The organism is Bradyrhizobium sp. UFLA06-06, assembly GCF_054820065.1.
Genome location: NZ_JADFUD010000004.1, coordinates 73,939 through 88,740 on the forward strand (window position 1 = coordinate 73,939; position 14,802 = coordinate 88,740).

The 14,802-nt window shown below is 65.9% G+C and carries 18 protein-coding genes; 13 read left to right on the forward strand and 5 right to left on the reverse strand.

From position 1 onward, the window contains the following. The first annotated feature begins 20 nt into the window (after positions 1–20). The 4 genes from IF803_RS04700 (at position 21) to IF803_RS04715 (ending at position 3,295) form a co-directional block, all read left to right on the forward strand. The gene (locus IF803_RS04700; RefSeq protein WP_018272401.1) at positions 21–344 is read left to right on the forward strand and encodes an XdhC family protein; all 324 of its coding nucleotides are present in this window, start codon (positions 21–23) and stop codon (positions 342–344) included. A 2-nt stretch (positions 345–346) separates the two neighbouring features. Continuing rightward, positions 347–1,060 (forward strand): XdhC family protein, encoded by a 714-nt coding sequence (locus tag IF803_RS04705; RefSeq protein ID WP_461191427.1) that lies wholly within the window; start codon positions 347–349, stop codon positions 1,058–1,060. Beyond that, positions 1,057–2,661: an NTP transferase domain-containing protein gene (locus IF803_RS04710; protein ID WP_461191428.1), complete on the forward strand. Its 1,605-nt coding sequence runs from the start codon at positions 1,057–1,059 to the stop codon at positions 2,659–2,661. The genes IF803_RS04705 and IF803_RS04710 overlap by 4 nt, the downstream gene beginning before the upstream one ends. Positions 2,662–2,887: 226 nt before the next feature. Continuing rightward, on the forward strand, positions 2,888–3,295 hold the full coding sequence (locus IF803_RS04715) for a DUF4189 domain-containing protein (RefSeq protein ID WP_461191429.1): 408 nt from the start codon (positions 2,888–2,890) through the stop codon (positions 3,293–3,295). Positions 3,296–3,363: 68 nt separating this feature from the next. Here IF803_RS04715 and IF803_RS04720 read toward each other — a convergent pair whose 3' ends face one another. Further along, positions 3,364–4,581 (reverse strand): NAD(P)/FAD-dependent oxidoreductase, encoded by a 1,218-nt coding sequence (locus IF803_RS04720; RefSeq protein ID WP_461191430.1) that lies wholly within the window; start codon positions 4,579–4,581, stop codon positions 3,364–3,366. A gap of 311 nt (positions 4,582–4,892) precedes the next feature. On the opposite strand from IF803_RS04720, the gene IF803_RS04725 reads away from it, so the two are divergent. Further along, positions 4,893–5,303, forward strand: a complete 411-nt coding sequence (locus IF803_RS04725; RefSeq protein ID WP_411779979.1) for a DUF2000 family protein — start codon at positions 4,893–4,895, stop codon at positions 5,301–5,303. A 30-nt stretch (positions 5,304–5,333) separates the two neighbouring features. Here the strand turns inward: IF803_RS04725 and IF803_RS04730 are convergent, their stop codons facing one another. Continuing rightward, positions 5,334–6,311, reverse strand: a complete 978-nt coding sequence (locus IF803_RS04730) for a bestrophin-like domain (protein ID WP_461191431.1) — start codon at positions 6,309–6,311, stop codon at positions 5,334–5,336. Positions 6,312–6,469: 158 nt separating this feature from the next. Further along, positions 6,470–6,676 (reverse strand): hypothetical protein, encoded by a 207-nt coding sequence (locus tag IF803_RS04735; RefSeq protein ID WP_461191541.1) that lies wholly within the window; start codon positions 6,674–6,676, stop codon positions 6,470–6,472. On the opposite strand from IF803_RS04735, the gene IF803_RS04740 reads away from it, so the two are divergent. The 6 genes from IF803_RS04740 (at position 6,648) to IF803_RS04765 (ending at position 12,632) form a co-directional block, all read left to right on the forward strand. Further along, a complete protein-coding gene (locus IF803_RS04740; protein ID WP_461191533.1) occupies positions 6,648–7,211 on the forward strand; it encodes a TetR/AcrR family transcriptional regulator in 564 nt (187 codons plus the stop codon). The two genes, IF803_RS04735 and IF803_RS04740, sit on opposite strands and share 29 nt — an antisense overlap. Further along, a complete protein-coding gene (locus tag IF803_RS04745; RefSeq protein WP_461191432.1) occupies positions 7,208–7,993 on the forward strand; it encodes an HlyD family secretion protein in 786 nt (261 codons plus the stop codon). Before IF803_RS04740 ends, IF803_RS04745 begins: the two co-directional genes overlap by 4 nt. Beyond that, entirely contained in the window at positions 7,990–8,949 is a 960-nt protein-coding gene (locus IF803_RS04750) for an ABC transporter ATP-binding protein (protein ID WP_461191433.1), read from the forward strand. The genes IF803_RS04745 and IF803_RS04750 overlap by 4 nt, the downstream gene beginning before the upstream one ends. Positions 8,950–8,955: 6 nt before the next feature. Continuing rightward, on the forward strand, positions 8,956–10,119 hold the full coding sequence (locus tag IF803_RS04755) for an ABC transporter permease (protein ID WP_461191434.1): 1,164 nt from the start codon (positions 8,956–8,958) through the stop codon (positions 10,117–10,119). Between the two features lie 112 nt (positions 10,120–10,231). Beyond that, entirely contained in the window at positions 10,232–11,545 is a 1,314-nt protein-coding gene (locus IF803_RS04760; RefSeq protein WP_461191435.1) for an adenylate/guanylate cyclase domain-containing protein, read from the forward strand. A 169-nt stretch (positions 11,546–11,714) separates the two neighbouring features. Continuing rightward, positions 11,715–12,632: a PhzF family phenazine biosynthesis protein gene (locus IF803_RS04765; RefSeq protein WP_461191436.1), complete on the forward strand. Its 918-nt coding sequence runs from the start codon at positions 11,715–11,717 to the stop codon at positions 12,630–12,632. Here IF803_RS04765 and IF803_RS04770 read toward each other — a convergent pair. Next, a complete protein-coding gene (locus tag IF803_RS04770) occupies positions 12,629–13,090 on the reverse strand; it encodes a DUF488 domain-containing protein (RefSeq protein WP_461191437.1) in 462 nt (153 codons plus the stop codon). The genes IF803_RS04765 and IF803_RS04770 overlap by 4 nt on opposite strands. A gap of 10 nt (positions 13,091–13,100) precedes the next feature. Then, the gene (locus tag IF803_RS04775) at positions 13,101–13,934 is read right to left on the reverse strand and encodes a DUF72 domain-containing protein (protein ID WP_461191438.1); all 834 of its coding nucleotides are present in this window, start codon (positions 13,932–13,934) and stop codon (positions 13,101–13,103) included. Positions 13,935–14,074: 140 nt separating this feature from the next. Between IF803_RS04775 and IF803_RS04780 the strand changes: the two genes are divergently transcribed. Both IF803_RS04780 and IF803_RS04785 read left to right on the forward strand, forming a co-directional pair. Further along, complete coding sequence (locus tag IF803_RS04780) at positions 14,075–14,446, forward strand: hypothetical protein (RefSeq protein WP_028339943.1); 372 nt, start codon at positions 14,075–14,077, stop codon at positions 14,444–14,446. Between the two features lie 67 nt (positions 14,447–14,513). Next, a complete protein-coding gene (locus IF803_RS04785; RefSeq protein WP_461191439.1) occupies positions 14,514–14,720 on the forward strand; it encodes a hypothetical protein in 207 nt (68 codons plus the stop codon). Positions 14,721–14,802: the final 82 nt, after the last annotated feature.

The following is a 14,802-nucleotide window of genomic DNA, read 5'->3' on the forward strand; positions in this document are numbered from 1 at the left end:
CGATTTCACAGGAGGCCGCCATGCTGAACCGCGACGAAGACATTCTGCAGGCCGCCGAGACCTGGCAGAAAGAGGGTCATGGCGTGGCGCTTGCCACTGTGGTCGAGACCTGGGGCTCGGCGCCGCGCCCGGCCGGCTCGAGCCTCGTCATCAATGACGACGGCACGTTCCTCGGCTCGGTCTCCGGCGGCTGCGTCGAGGGCGCGGTCGTGACGGAAGCGCTCGACGTGATCGCGAGCGGCCAGCCCAAGATGCTCGAATTCGGCGTCGCCGACGAGACCGCCTGGAATGTCGGCCTGTCCTGCGGCGGCACCATCCGCGTGTTCGTCGAGAAGGTCGGTTAGCCGTGAAGCTCGAGATCCTCAAAGAACTGAACGCCGAGCGCGCCGCGCGCCGCCCGGTGATCGTCGTCACCGACACCGCCAATGGCGATCAGCGTCTGGTCAAGGCCGCGGACATCGCCGCCGATCCGCTGCGCGCCGAGCTCTCAAAGCAGCTGCGGATGGGCAAGAGCGGCAATGTCGAGGTCGGCACCAAGAAGCTGTTCCTCAACGTCTACGCGCCGACCGCAAAGCTCGTGATCATCGGCGCGGTCCATATCAGCCAGGCGCTGGCGCCGCTGGCGCGCTCGCTCGACTATGACGTCACGGTGGTCGATCCGCGCACCGCGTTTGCGAGCCCGGAGCGCTTCCCCGACGTGCCGCTGGTCGCCGAATGGCCCGACGTCGCGCTGCCGCCGCTCAATGTCGATCACTACACGGCCTTCGTCGCAGTGACGCATGATCCGAAGATCGACGATCCGGCGCTGCTGCACGCCTTCGACCGCGACTGCTTCTATATCGGCGCGCTCGGCTCGCGGAAGACCCACGCCAAGCGCGCCGAGCGGCTGCGCGCGCAGGGCGCCAGGGACAGCGACATCGCGCGCATCCACGCGCCGATCGGCCTCGACATCGGCGCGGTATCGCCGTCGGAGATCGCGGTCGCGATCATGGCCGAGATCACCGCGCAGCTGCGCCTGCCTCCCAAAGAAAACTCCAAGCAAAAAGAAGAAGCGGCATGAAATTCGGTCCCGCCAGTCCGGCCGACGCGATTGGCGGCGTCACCGTTCATACCCTCCGCCAGGGCGCGCTGGTGCTCAAGAAGGGCACCACGATCGGCCCCGCCGAGGTCGAGGCGCTGACCAAGGCCGGCGTCGACGAGATCGTCGTGGTCCGGCTCGACGAGGGCGACGTCTCCGAGGACGCCGCGGCCGCCAGCATCGCGCAGGCGGTGGCAGGCGAGGGCGTCAATGTCGAGCGCGCCTTCACCGGCCGCGCCAATCTGTTCGCGGCGCGCCCCGGCGTGCTGGTGATCGATCGCGCCGCGGTCGACCGCATCAACGATGTCGACGAGGCCATCACCTTCGCCACCCTCGCCGCGTTCAAGCCGGTGGTCGAAGGCGAGATGATCGCGACCGTCAAGTTGATTCCGTTCGGCGTCGAGGGGCGCTTACGCGATGCCGCCGTCGCGGTCGCCGGCAAGGACACGCTGCGGATCGCGCCCTACGTGATCCAGAAGGTCGGCGTGGTCTCGACGCTGCTGCCCGGCCTCGCGCCGAAGGTGATCGACAAGACGCTGCGCGTCACCGCCGAACGGCTCGCGCCGGCCGGCGCCGCCATCATCGCCGAGCGCCGCGTGCCGCATGACGAGACGGTGCTCGCCGCCTCGATCAAGGAATTGCTCGAGCTGGGCGCCGAGCTCGTCATCGTGTTCGGCGCGTCCGCGATCGCCGACCGCCGCGATGTCATTCCCGCTGCGATCACCGAGATCGGCGGCGCCGTCGAGCATTTCGGCATGCCGGTCGATCCGGGCAATCTGCTGCTGATCGGCAGCGCCGGCGGCGTGCCGGTGCTGGGCGCGCCGGGCTGCGCGCGTTCGCCGGTCGAGAACGGCTTTGACTGGGTCTTGATGCGGCTGCTCGCCGGCATCAAGGTGAAGCGGTCGGATCTCACCGGCATGGGCGTCGGCGGCCTGCTGATGGAGATCGTGACGCGGCCGCAGCCGCGCACCGTGCCGGACACCGAAGGCAACCGCAACGTCGCCGCAATCGTGCTTGCCGCCGGCCGCTCGACCAGGATGGGCGGCCCGAACAAGCTGCTCGCCGAGCTCGACGGCAAGAAGCTCGCGCGCATCGTCGCCGAGCAGGCGCTGGCGTCGAAGGCTTCCGAGGTGATCGTCGTCACCGGGCATCAAGCCGAGCTGGTCGAGCAGGCGCTCGATGGCCTCAAGGTCAAGTTCGTCCGCAACCCGGGTTTCGCCGGCGGTCTCGCCAGCTCGGTCAAGGCGGGCATCTCGGCGGTGTCGGACAGCGCCGACGGCGCGATCGTCTGCCTCGGCGACATGCCGCTGATCGATGCGAAGCTGATCGATCGCCTGATCGAGACCTTCGCGCCGGACCGCGGCCATTTGATCGCGGTCCCCGTCAGCGAGGGCCGCCGCGGCAATCCGGTGCTGTGGTCAAGGCGCTTCTTCAAGGAGCTGATGACGCTCGACGGCGACATCGGCGCGCGTCACTTGATCACCAAGCATGCCGAGGTGGTCGCCGAGGTCCCTGTCGAAGGCAACAGCGCCTTCCTCGACATCGACACGCCGCAGGCGCTGGAAGCGGCAAGGCGGAGTTAAACACTATCCGCGTCGTCCCGGCGAAGGCCGGGACCCATTACCACCGACGGTGATGATTGCGCGACGTTGGGGCCACAGCTTCTTTCAATAACTCAAGCCTGTGGTTATGGGTCCCGGCTTTCGCCGGGACGACGGGTGGATGGAGCAGCGTCGCCCTCAACCCGTCATTCACCATCTGGAAACGACCCCTGCGTAGAGTCCGTGCCGGACTTTGGGGGATTTCCGTTTGATCATTTCGACCGCCGCCGCGCAGCGTCGCGCGCTGACGATTCTCGTTCTGACATTGCTGCTCGGCGCCGCGCGTTTCTCCGTGGAGACCTTCGTGCCCAAGGCGCGCGCGGCCGGCGCGTTCGCGGTCGGCAAGTGCGGAGCCTACGGCCAGGCCTACGATTATCCGGCGGAAGGCGCGGCGCGTGCCGCGGCGTTGAAGCAGTGCAAGGGCGATTGCACCACCGTCACCATGAAGCGGGCCTGCGCCGCGCTCTCGATCGACATGAAGAATCCTTGCGGTGCCCATGGCTATGCCGTAGCGCCGAAGATCTCGAGCTCGCTCAATGCCGCGACCAAGAAGTGCTACGACTATGGCGGCAAGGAATGCGTGATCCGCGCCTGGGCCTGCGACGCCAAGGGGTAGGGCGGCCGCCGATCGCAAGGTCCGCTTGACTGGCAAAGTGCGCTGATAGCCCTATGTCCGAGCCGCGCTCAGACGGCACCGTAGAAGTGTCGGTATTGCCAGGCGGCGTCGCGCTCCAATTGATCTTCAGACCACGATTGGTCTTTGAACCGCGTGACCGACATCGGCGATAGATCGACGAGCGGCTCGCCGTCCACGATCCAGGCCGCAAGCGCCTCGCCGACGGTCGGCGAGATCGACAGACCGGCGACGTTGCACCCGCTCGCAAAATAGAAGCCGGCCACGCCGGCGGCCGGGCCAAGAATATGATGGCCGTCGGCGGTCATCGTCGGAATGCCGCCGCGAAACTCCCGCACCTTGGCGGTTTGCAGGAACGGGAGCTGGTCCTTGACCTCATCGGCGGCTGCATGAAGCACGCCGATGTCGAGCGGCATGTCCTTGACGTCGAAGCCGGCCCCAAGCGATTGCATGTCGAAGAAGCGCGGCGTTTCCTCGTAAACACCCCACAGGAAACCGCCCTGACACGGGCGGGTATACACCGCGGCATCCATGATGCGGATCATCGGCAAGTCGGCACGCGCGCCATCCAAAGGCTCGGTGACGATCAATTGCTGCCGGGTCGGCACCAGCGGCACGCGAATCCCGCTCGCCTCCGCGACCTGCCGGGTCCACGCACCGGCCGCATCGACGACAACCGGACTTTCAATGACGCCGTTCGCGGTGGTCACACCGATCACGGTGCCGCCGACGATGTTGACGGCGCGCACGTCGGTCTTCGGCAGCAAGGTTGCACCATTGGCCGCCGCGGCTTTGGCGAATCCGACGGCAACCTGCGCCGGGTCGAAATACCGGTCGTCGCCGATCCGCATCGCCGCGACGACACCCGCCGGCTGCAGGAACGGATTGAGACCGCTCGCCTCTTCCGGAGAGATCAGCTCGACATCGAGGCCGGTGCGGCGTCCGCGCTCGAAGTCGTCCTCGATCACTTCGGCGTCCTGCGGCCGGCGCGCAACCTTCAGGCTGCCCGAATGCACCCAGTCGAGCGGCTGACCGGTTTCTTCCGTGAACGTCTCGATCTTGCGACATGCGTCCTTGATGAGGCCGATCATCAGGTCGCTCTTGCGCGCGCAGCTCACCATGCCTGCCGCGCGGGGCGAGGTTTGCGATCCGATCTCATGCTTGTCGACAAGGGCGACGCTGAGACCTTCACGCTTGCTCAGGTAATAGGCTGTGGCCGCGCCCAATCCGCCCGAACCAATAACAACAACATCGGCCTTGCTGATCATGATGCAATGCCCTGAAATATGCTGATGATAATTGAACGCCCGAAGCCTACTACGCGGCGCAGGACCTGACTATCGCTTTCCGTCCCGGCACGGGGCCGGGCGTTTGCGACGTCGCACGGCTAGTGGTCGACGTGTGGGTTGAGCTTCTTCGCCGCAGCGATATCAGCTTCGCCGGCCGCGACGTCGCCCTTCAGGCGGGCAGGGGCTGCCCGTAGGTTGCTTAAGAAACGAACGTCAGCGCCTGGCGGGCAGATGAGGGATGCGCGGTCAGAACTGGCGTTTGTCGTCAACCTGCGGATAGATTTATCGCCATGCAGTTCGACACCAAGATCGCGGTCGTGATCCGCACCGACCTGGAAGTCTGGCAGAAGCTCAACGTGGCGTCGTTTCTGGCCGGCGGCATCGCAGCTTCCTTTCCCGAATGCATCGGGGAGAATTACCAGGACGGCTCGGGGACCAGATATCTCTCCCTGATCGGCCAGCCGATCCTGATCTACGGCGCCGACGGGCCCGCGCTGTCGCGGGCGCTGGAGCGCGCGCTGGCGCGCAACGTGCAGCCGGCGCTTTACACCGAGGACATGTTCAAGACCACGCATGACGCCGCCAACCGCGAGGTGGTGAAGGCGGTTGCGCGCAGCGAGCTCAATCTGGTCGGCCTCGCCATTCGCGCCGAGCGCAAGGTGGTCGACAAGATCCTCGACGGGCTGAAGTTTCACACGTAGCCGGGCAGCCAGCGTAGCGCAGTCCGGCGCTTATCGGCTCGCCTCCTTGTCCGGCATGATCTGCAGCAATGGCGTCGGCGCAATCGATATCTGACCGGTGAATGGTCGATCGTGCGCGGCAATCAGCAGAACCGATGTTGCCACGCCGGTCGCGAACAGGCCCATCGCGATGGCGGATCCCAACCGGTTGTCGCAGTGAACAAGGGCAATGACCAATAGCTCGCAGATGGCCTGAAGGTAGAGGCACCACCATTTGATCGAGTCGACTTCCGTCTGGCTGACGATGATCCGTTGTCGTCGCGCATCGAGTGCCGAATTCAGATTGGTGATGATCTCGTGCTGCGTCGTCTGCTGACCCGGGTTTTGCGCGGGTGTTGACACGACAAGCCGCAATGCCGCGGTCAGCGCGGGAGGCGCTGCCTTGAGCGATGCAGCCTGGCGCGCCATCATCGGCCATTCCACGGCGACGGTTTCCTCGACGTAGTCGCGAACGAGGCCGCGCAGGCGCGCCTCCTGCTCCGGCGGCAGGCCGCCGGCGAGCAAGACGACCGCGCGCAGCGAACTGGCTTCGCGGCTCACCGCCGCGGTGGCGCGGTCGCTGTCACTCCAGACCTGTGCCGCGGTGAACGCGACAAACAGGCCGAAAAGGATGCCGAGCACCGGCAACATGCCGGGTGAGATCGATTTGAAGGACGTTGCGCGCTCCTTGGTCGACAGGATCGCAACGCCTGCGAAAATGAGAATGGCAACAAGATAGGTGAAGCCGAAGACGATGAAGGCCATCCACGGCACAGAAAGGTTGTGTAGCCAATCGCTCATAGGTGTTTCCCCCAGCCGATCGCTTGTATCAAAATCCCCCCGATCTTGCCGGGGAGAGCACGAAGTGAGCCGTAGCGCATCGCGCAGGGAAAGCCGGATTGCTCCGGTTACACCTGCGGTGCCACCCCTGCGCCTTCTTGTTGCACAGGGCCCGCGGGTGCGATCGGCAACCGACTTTCCCTGCGCCATCTGTTCTCCCGAGGGACGGAAATAGGCAGCAAACTCGGGCATTTGCGCTGCGAGATCGCGAACCCAGGCGCACCCTTAAGGAGCCGCGAAGACCGACAGGAACGCTTCCGGCCGGCAGACGTTTTCCTTCAACGCATTGACAATGACTGACTGGTCAGTCATATTGTGGCCATGACAAAGCGCACCGAAGAAACGACCCGCTCCCGGTCCGCCAAGCGCCGGACCACCACGATCCGGGCTACCGCGGCGAGGATCCCGAAGGTGGCCTCGGCAAAGCTGCCTGAGCCGAAGCCCGCCGCGAACCGCGCCGAGAAATCGGCAGAGCGACGCGCCGCGATCGTCGAGGCGGCGATGGACGAGTTCATCGCGCGCGGCTTTGCCGCGACGCGGCTCGACGATGTCGCCAAGCGGGCGGGCGTCGCCAAAGGCACGCTCTATCTGTACTTCAAGGACAAGGAATCGATGTTCGAGGAGCTCATCCGCACCGCCGTCGTGCCCTTGGTCAATCGCATGGCCGCGCCGCCCACCATCACCGGCCCGGTGCGCGATGCGGTGGAGAGATTCGCCGAGACCTTCATCCGCGAGGTCGTGTCCACCCGGCGCGGCGACATCATCCGCCTGATCGTCTCCGAAGGGCCGCGCTTCCCGACGATCGCCGACTTCTATTTCCGCGAGGTGGTGTCGAAGGGGATGGCCGCGATGCAGGCGCTGATCCAGCTCGCGATCACGCGCGGCGAGATCAGGCAGCGGCAGCTCGCGCAGTTTCCCCAGCTCGTCGTGGCGCCCGCGATCGTCGCGGTGATCTGGCAGAGCCTGTTTGCCCGGCACGCGCCGCTCGATGCCCTCGCGATGTTCAAGGTTCATCTCGACCTGATCTTCGGCGAACGGAGCAAGCCATGACCGTCTCGCGCATGATGAAGCTCGTGACGGCAGCCGCGCTGGCGGCGGCGCTGGCCGGATGCAACGAGAAGCGCGATCCCGGTTTCCAGGGCTGGGTCGAGGCCGACATGATCTTCGTCAGCCCCGATGAATCCGGCCGCGTCATCAAGCTCAATGTGCGCGAGGGCGACGAGGTCAAGCCCGGCGATCTGCTTTATTCGGTCGACGACGACCTGCAGCGCGCCGATCTCAACCAGAACAACGCGACCCTCGCCAACGCGCGGCAGAGCTACGACCGCGCGGCCTCGCTGCGCGGCACCGGCGCCGGCACCCAGGCCAATCTGGATTCCGCGGTCTCGGCGCTGCGCGTCGCGGAGGCGCGGGTCAACACCTCGCAGACCCGGCTCGACCGTCGCAAGGGCTTTGCGCCGATCGCGGGCTCGATCCAGCAGATCTATTTCCGCGAGGGCGAGATGGTGCAGGCGCAGCGCCCGGTGCTGTCGATCATGCCGCCCGGCAACATGAAGCTGCGCTTCTTCGTGCCGGAGGCCGAGCTGCCGAAGCTCGCGCTCGGCGACGAGGTGAGGGTGACCTGCGACAATTGCGCCGCCGACCTCACGGCAAAGATCTACTTCATCGCCACCACGGCGGAGTACACGCCGCCGGTCATCTACAGCCTCGATGAGCGCAACAAGCTGGTCTATCTGATCCAGGCGCGGCCGAGCCGGCCCGATGTGCTGCGCGTCGGTCAGCCGATCAGCATCTATCTCAACCCCAAGACGCCGGTCGCGGAGCGCAGATGAACGGCGGCTCCACCAGCGCGCGGTCCGACGCATCCTCCATCGCCATCGATGTGAAGGGCCTGACCAAGTCGTTCGGCGGACGCGAGGTGGTCCATGACCTGTCGATGCAGGTCAAGCGCGGTTCGATCTACGGCTTCCTCGGTCCCAACGGCAGCGGCAAGACCACCACCATCCGCATCCTGTGCGGCCTGCTGACGCCCGACAGCGGCGAGGGCACCTGCCTCGGCTACGACATCCGGCGCGATGCCGACAAGATCAAGCGCAAGGTCGGCTACATGACGCAGCGCTTCAGCCTCTACCAGGATCTGTCGGTGCGCGAGAATCTCGAATTCGTGGCGCGGCTCTATGGCATGCCGGACGCGCGCGGCGCCGCGGCCGACATGATCGCGCGGATCGGGCTGAAGGGCCGCGAGGAGCAGCTCGCCGCCAACCTTTCCGGCGGCTGGAAGCAGCGGCTGGCGCTCGGCGCCTGTACGTTGCCCAATCCGCAATTGCTGTTGCTGGACGAGCCGACCGCCGGCGTCGATCCCAAGGCGCGGCGCGATTTCTGGAACGAAATCCACGCGCTCGCCGCCGAAGGCCTCACCGTGCTGGTCTCGACCCATTACATGGACGAGGCCGAGCGCTGTCACGAGATCGCCTACATTGCCTACGGTCATCTGCTGGCCCATGGCACGGTGGACGAGGTAATCGCCGCCTCCGCGCTGTCGACCTGGACGGTGACGGGCGAGGATTTCAACGGCCTGATGGCCGAGCTCACGGATAAGCCCGGCGTCGACATGGTGGCGCCGTTCGGCACCAGCCTGCACGTCTCCGGCCGCGACAAGGCGGCGCTCGAGGCCGCGATCGCGCCCTATCGGGACAATTCGAAATGGCAATGGCAGGCCAGCGAGCCGTCGCTCGAAGACGTCTTCATCGACCTGATGGGGCGCTCCAGGGATAACTTTCAAGGATAGGGTCCGATGAGCGCAACGGAAACGATCCAGAACAGCGAGGCGAGGGAGCCGGCATTCGGCTTCTGGCGGCGCAGCTACGCGATGCTGGTCAAGGAGTTCATCCAGCTTCGCCGCGACCGCGTCTCGTTCGCCATGATCATCATGCTGCCGGTGATGCAGCTGACGTTGTTCGGCTACGCCATCAACACCACGCCGCGCAATCTGCCGACCGCGGTGCTGACCCAGGAGGACAGCGATCTCGGCCGTTCGATCCTGAAGGCGATGGAGAACACCGCCTATTTCCATTTTGTCCGCGAGGTCCACACCGTCGGGGAGTTCGACGAGCTGCTGCAATCCGGCAAAGTGCTGTTCGGCGTCGAGATTCCGCGCGGCTTCGAGCGCGCGGTGCGGCGCGGCGACAGACCGGCGCTGCTGGTCGCGGCCGACGCCACCGACCCGGTCGCGTCGGGCTCGGCGCTCGGCGCACTCGGGCCGCTGGTGCAATCCGCGCTGGCGCATGATCTGCACGTCGGCGATCCCCCGGACATGCCGTTCGAGATCCGCGCCCACGCCCGCTACAACCCGGCGGCGGACTCGCGCCTCAATATCGTGCCCGGCCTGGTCGGCACCATCCTGACCATGACCATGCTGATCTTCACCGCGCTGTCGGTGACGCGCGAAATCGAGCGCGGCACCATGGAGAGCCTGCTGTCGATGCCGATCAAGCCGGTCGAGGTGATGTTTGGTAAGATCATCCCCTATGTGCTGGTCGGCTTCATCCAGGCCACGCTGATCATCGCCATCGGCATCGTGCTGTTCGGCGTGCCGGTCCTCGGCAGCCTCACGCTATTGGCGCTGCTCACCACGCTGTTCATCACCACCAATCTGTCGATCGGCTACACCTTCTCGACCATCGTGCAGAACCAGCTGCAGGCGATGCAGCTCTCGATGATGTTTTTCCTGCCGAGCATCCTGCTGTCCGGCTTCATGTTTCCGTTCGCGGGCATGCCGGTCTGGGCGCAATATATCGGCGAGGGGCTGCCGCTGACCCATTTCGTGCGCATCGTCCGGGCCATCATGCTGAAGGGGGCGGCGATGCAGAACCTGCAATACGACACCGCCGCACTGGTCGCCCTGATGCTGTTCGCCATGACGATCGCGGTGACGCGCTTCCGCCGCACGCTCGATTGAGGCTATGATGGATGCCATCAATGATCGTCATTCCGGGGCGATGCGAAGCATCGAACCCGGAATCTCGAGATTCCGGGTGCGCTTCGCGCCCCGGAATGACGGGGTGGGAGGCATGGCGGAATCTTCGGACAAAAACAGCGCAGCGGCAGACACAACCGTACCCGCCGATTTCCATCACGCCCTGATGCGCGAGGTGATGACCACCGAGCTGCTCCGCATCAAGGTGCTGATCGGCACCGCCGCTACCCTCGCGGCGATCAGTCTGCTGGTGTATTTCTTTGCGCCCGACGCGGTCAGCCGCGTCTGGCACGGCAATCTTAGCCCCGTCTACGTCTTCTACGTCACCGTTCCGCTGATCCTGTTCGAGTTCTGGGTGCACGGGGCGATCAGCTGGCACATGCGCAAGGGGCGCGACCTGCCGGTGGTCCGGCGCTACATCGGCGTGCTGGTCGAGACGTCGCTGCCGACCGTCGTGCTGGCGCTGCACATCAAAAGCATGGGGCCGCAGGAGGCGCTCGGCTTCGTGGCGCCGCTGATCTATTTCGTCTTCATCATCCTGTCGACGCTGCGGCTCGACTTCTGGCTCTCGACCTTCACCGGCTTCGTCGCGGCGACCGAGCTGTTCTACATGGCAGTGTTCTTCCATCCCTCGGGCGGCGGCGCGGCCGAGACCAGCATCTACTATCACGCCGCGCGCAGCGCGATCATCCTGATCTGCGGCGTGCTGGCCGGCGCGGTCGGCATGCAGCTGCGCCGGCAGTTCGCGGCCAGCATCGCGGCCGCGACCGCGCGCGATCGCATCACCAATCTGTTCGGCCAGCACGTCTCGCCGCAGGTGGTCGAACGTCTGATGACGGAGGGCGCCGGCACCGGGAGCGACATCCGGCGCGTCGCCGTGATGTTCGTGGATTTCCGCAGCTTCACGGCCGGCGCGCGCACCCGCTCGCCGCAGGAGGTGGTGGACAGGCTCGACGGCGCCTTTGCCGTGCTGGTCGATATCCTCGATCGCCATGGCGGCATCGTGAACAAGTTCTTGGGCGACGGCTTTCTCGCGCTGTTCGGTGCGCCGTTCGAGACCGGCGACGCCGCGCATCAGGCGGTCGCCGCCGCGCGTGAAATGCTCGCGGCGAACAAGCGCACCAACGCGGCGTCGAGCTGGCCGCTGCGCATCGGCATCGGCATCCACATCGGCGAGGTCGTCGCCGGCAATATCGGCTCGCCCCGGCGCAAGGAATACACCGTGATCGGCGACACCGTGAATTTTGCCGCGCGGCTCGAGGCGCTCAACAAGGAGCTCGGCTCGCAGTTCCTGATTTCCTCCGCGGTGCGCGAGGCGCTCGGCGACGATTGCAACGACGCCGTCTCGCGCGGCGAGATTCCGGTGCGCGGCTACGAGCACCCGGTGCATGTCTGGCAGCTGGGGTAGGCGGCAACACGCGCATGATCCGAGGCGGTAGTCGATGTCTCCGCAAGCCGTGCGAAGCTGTCTGCTTCTGACTTGCCCGAGATTGTACCGAGTGCTCTGAAGGGCATCGGTCGGGCTGTGCTACGATGACGTCATCGGTCGCGGGTGACCGGAGCACAAGGACAGCAAGATGCAGCGGCGCTATATCACCGTCGACGTTTTCACCGACCGCGCCTTCGGCGGCAACCCGCTCGCCGTGGTGCTCGACGCCGAGGGGCTGTCGACCGAAGAGATGCAGGCGATCGCGACCGAGTTCAACTATTCCGAGACGACCTTCGTGCTGCCGCCGCAGGACAAGGCCAACGACGCTCAGGTTCGCATCTTCACGGTGCGCTCGGAAATTCCGTTCGCCGGCCATCCCAATGTCGGCACCGCCTTCGTGCTGGCGAGCCGGGCCGCGAAGGCGCCGGCGCGCTTGAGGTTCGAGGAGAAGGGGGGCCTCGTGCCGGTCGAGATCCTGTCCGATGGCGGCAATGTGGTCGGGGCCGAGCTAACGGCGCCGCAGGCGTTGCAGCGGACCAATGAGGTGAGCGCGGCCGCCGCCGCCGCGTGCCTGTCGCTGACGGCGACTGATGTGAAGACCGATCGGCACGCTCCGCAGGTCGTCTCGGTCGGGCTGCCGTTCCTGGTGGTGGAGATCGCCTCGCGCGAGGCGCTGAGGCGCGCCCGGCCGGATGCGGCGGCGTTCGCCAGGACGCTGGCCGAGATCGGCCGCGACGTCGTCTATTTCTACACTCGCGACGTGCCGGCGAGCGAGCAGCCGCTCGACCTGCAGGCGCGCATGTTCCATCCCGGCGCCAGCGGCCTGTCCGAGGATCCCGCGACCGGCAGCGCGACCGCGGCTTGCGCGGCGCTGCTCGCCGATATCGATCCCGCGCGCGACGGCGAATTGCGGCTGCGGATCGGGCAGGGTGTCGACATGGGCCGCCCGAGCCTGTTGCTGACGCGGGTGCGCAAGCAAGGCGGCGCGATCACGTCGGTGCATGTCGGCGGCGGCTGCGTGAAGATGATGGAGGGGACGCTGAATGTGCCGGGCGAGGCAGGCTAGACCTGCGGCGCGACCAGGTTCTCGATCCTGACGCCGTCGCGCTCTTCGATGATCTCGGCGATCCAGCGACGGTGGCAGTGTTCGTGGTTGCGCTCGTAGCAGAGGATGCAGACCGGGCCGGACTGCTTGACCAGCGCCGACAGCTCGTCGAGCTCTTCCTTGGCCTGCGCCGTCTTCAGGTGCGCCGAATAGATCCTGTGCAGCAGCGCATACTGCCCGCTGCGCGCCGCCTCCCGGCCGCTCTTCGGCGTGCCGAGGCCGCGGAGGTGGACGTAGCCGATGCCGCGCTCGTCGAGACCCGCGGCGAGCTGGGTCTTGGAGAAGCCGGGCCGGCGCGAGGAGGCGATCGCGCGGACGTCGACCAGCAGTTTGACGCCGGCGTGCTGGAGCTCGTCGAGCACCGCTTTCGACGGCGTCTGCTCGTAGCCGATGGTGAACAGCCTCTTCGCCTTCGCCATCGGTTCTCCCTCACTTCACCCGTTCGATCAATTCCATCGCGCCCGCCGGCGCGCGGACCTTGCCCTCGTGGATCACATAGGCGAACACGTCGCGTGGCGCCTTCTTGGGCGCGGCCTTCTCGACCTTCGGCAGGTCGTCGGGCTCGCCGCCGCTGGCCCAGTCCTGAAACCGCTTGGCCCAGGCGTCGAGCTGCTTCGGCGGATAGCAGGTCTTCAATTCGTCATTGCCCTTCTGCAGCCGGGCATAGACGAAGTCGCTCGCGACGTCGGCGATCGCCGGATATTTGCCGTGCTCGGCGAACACCACCGGCACCTCGTGCTCGCGAATGAGGGCGACGAATTCGGGCACGCAAAAACTGTCGTGGCGGACCTCGACGACGTGGCGCAGCGCGCGGCCGTCGAGCTTGCGCGGCAGCAGCTCGAGGAACTTGCCGAAATCGGCGCCGTCGAACTTCTTGGTCGGCGCAAACTGCCAGAGCACCGGCCCGAGCCGGTCCTTCAGCTCCAGCACGCCCGAATCATAGAACCGCTTCACCGAATCGCCGGCTTCGGCGAGCACGCGGCGGTTGGTGGCGAAGCGTGGCCCCTTCAGCGAGAAGATGAAGCCGTCGGGCACTTCGCTGGCCCATTTGCGAAAGCTCTCCGGCTTCTGCGAGCCGTAATAGGTGCCGTTGATCTCGATCGAGGTCAGCTTCGAGGCGGCATAGGACAGCTCCTTCGCTTGCGCGAGCTTCTCCGGATAGAACACCCCGCGCCACGGCTCGAAGGTCCAGCCGCCGATGCCGATATAGATGTTGCCTGCGTCTGTCTTGGTCTTGGTCGCCTTGGTGGGAGCTTTGGCCACGACTGCACTCATCGTGAGGGAGGGAACAGGAAGCAAGACTAGTCAAAATAATCGTGATTGGCCAGTTTGCCAGATTGGCGCGGCAGTGCTTATCGTCTCTGTCGCTCTTCGCTACGATGCGCCAAAATGGAGAACAACAAATGCGCATGCTGGTTGCGGCCGCCCTCTTGATCATGTCCTCCGCCGCCATATCGTCCGCCGCGATGGCCGACGAGGTCGACGATGCGCACAAGCTCGCGATCACCGGCCGCGACGCTTACTGGAATTGCCTCGCCCGCGAATATCCCCGCGACAGCAACAAGGCGATGTCCGACCAGGAATTCACCTCGCTGATCGCCAATGTCTGTCCCTCGGAGCGGCAGAACTTCCGGGTCTCGCTGATCGACTTCCTGTCGCTGCAATTTCCGAAACAGGATGCCGATGCGAATCTGACGACTGCCAACCGCGCGATCGAGCTCGCGCAGAAGGACATCGTGACCGCCTTCACCCGGCGCAGGGCCGCGGCGAAATAGGTTCCCAAATCCTGTTGCGGCCGGCCGATTTTTGATATCAATCCGCGCAGGCGAGGGGATGATCGGCATGAGGTCACAATCGACGGCAGGTTTCTTGGGCGCACTGGTCGCGGCCGTCGCGCTGGCGGCGGCGTTCATCTACGGGCCGTCGCCGAGCCAGCTCCGCAACCCGACCCGGTCCGCTGCGCAGCCGCAGGCGGCTCCCGCCGCCGAGGCCGCGCCGGCGGCCCCGGTGCCGCGCGGCCCGGTGATCCGGGAAGTCCCCAACAACTAGCGCGCCAAGACCCCTTGCAGAAGACCCCTTGCAGACGGCCCCTTGCGGACCGCCTGGCGCCTTCCTATCTAGCCTGCAACGG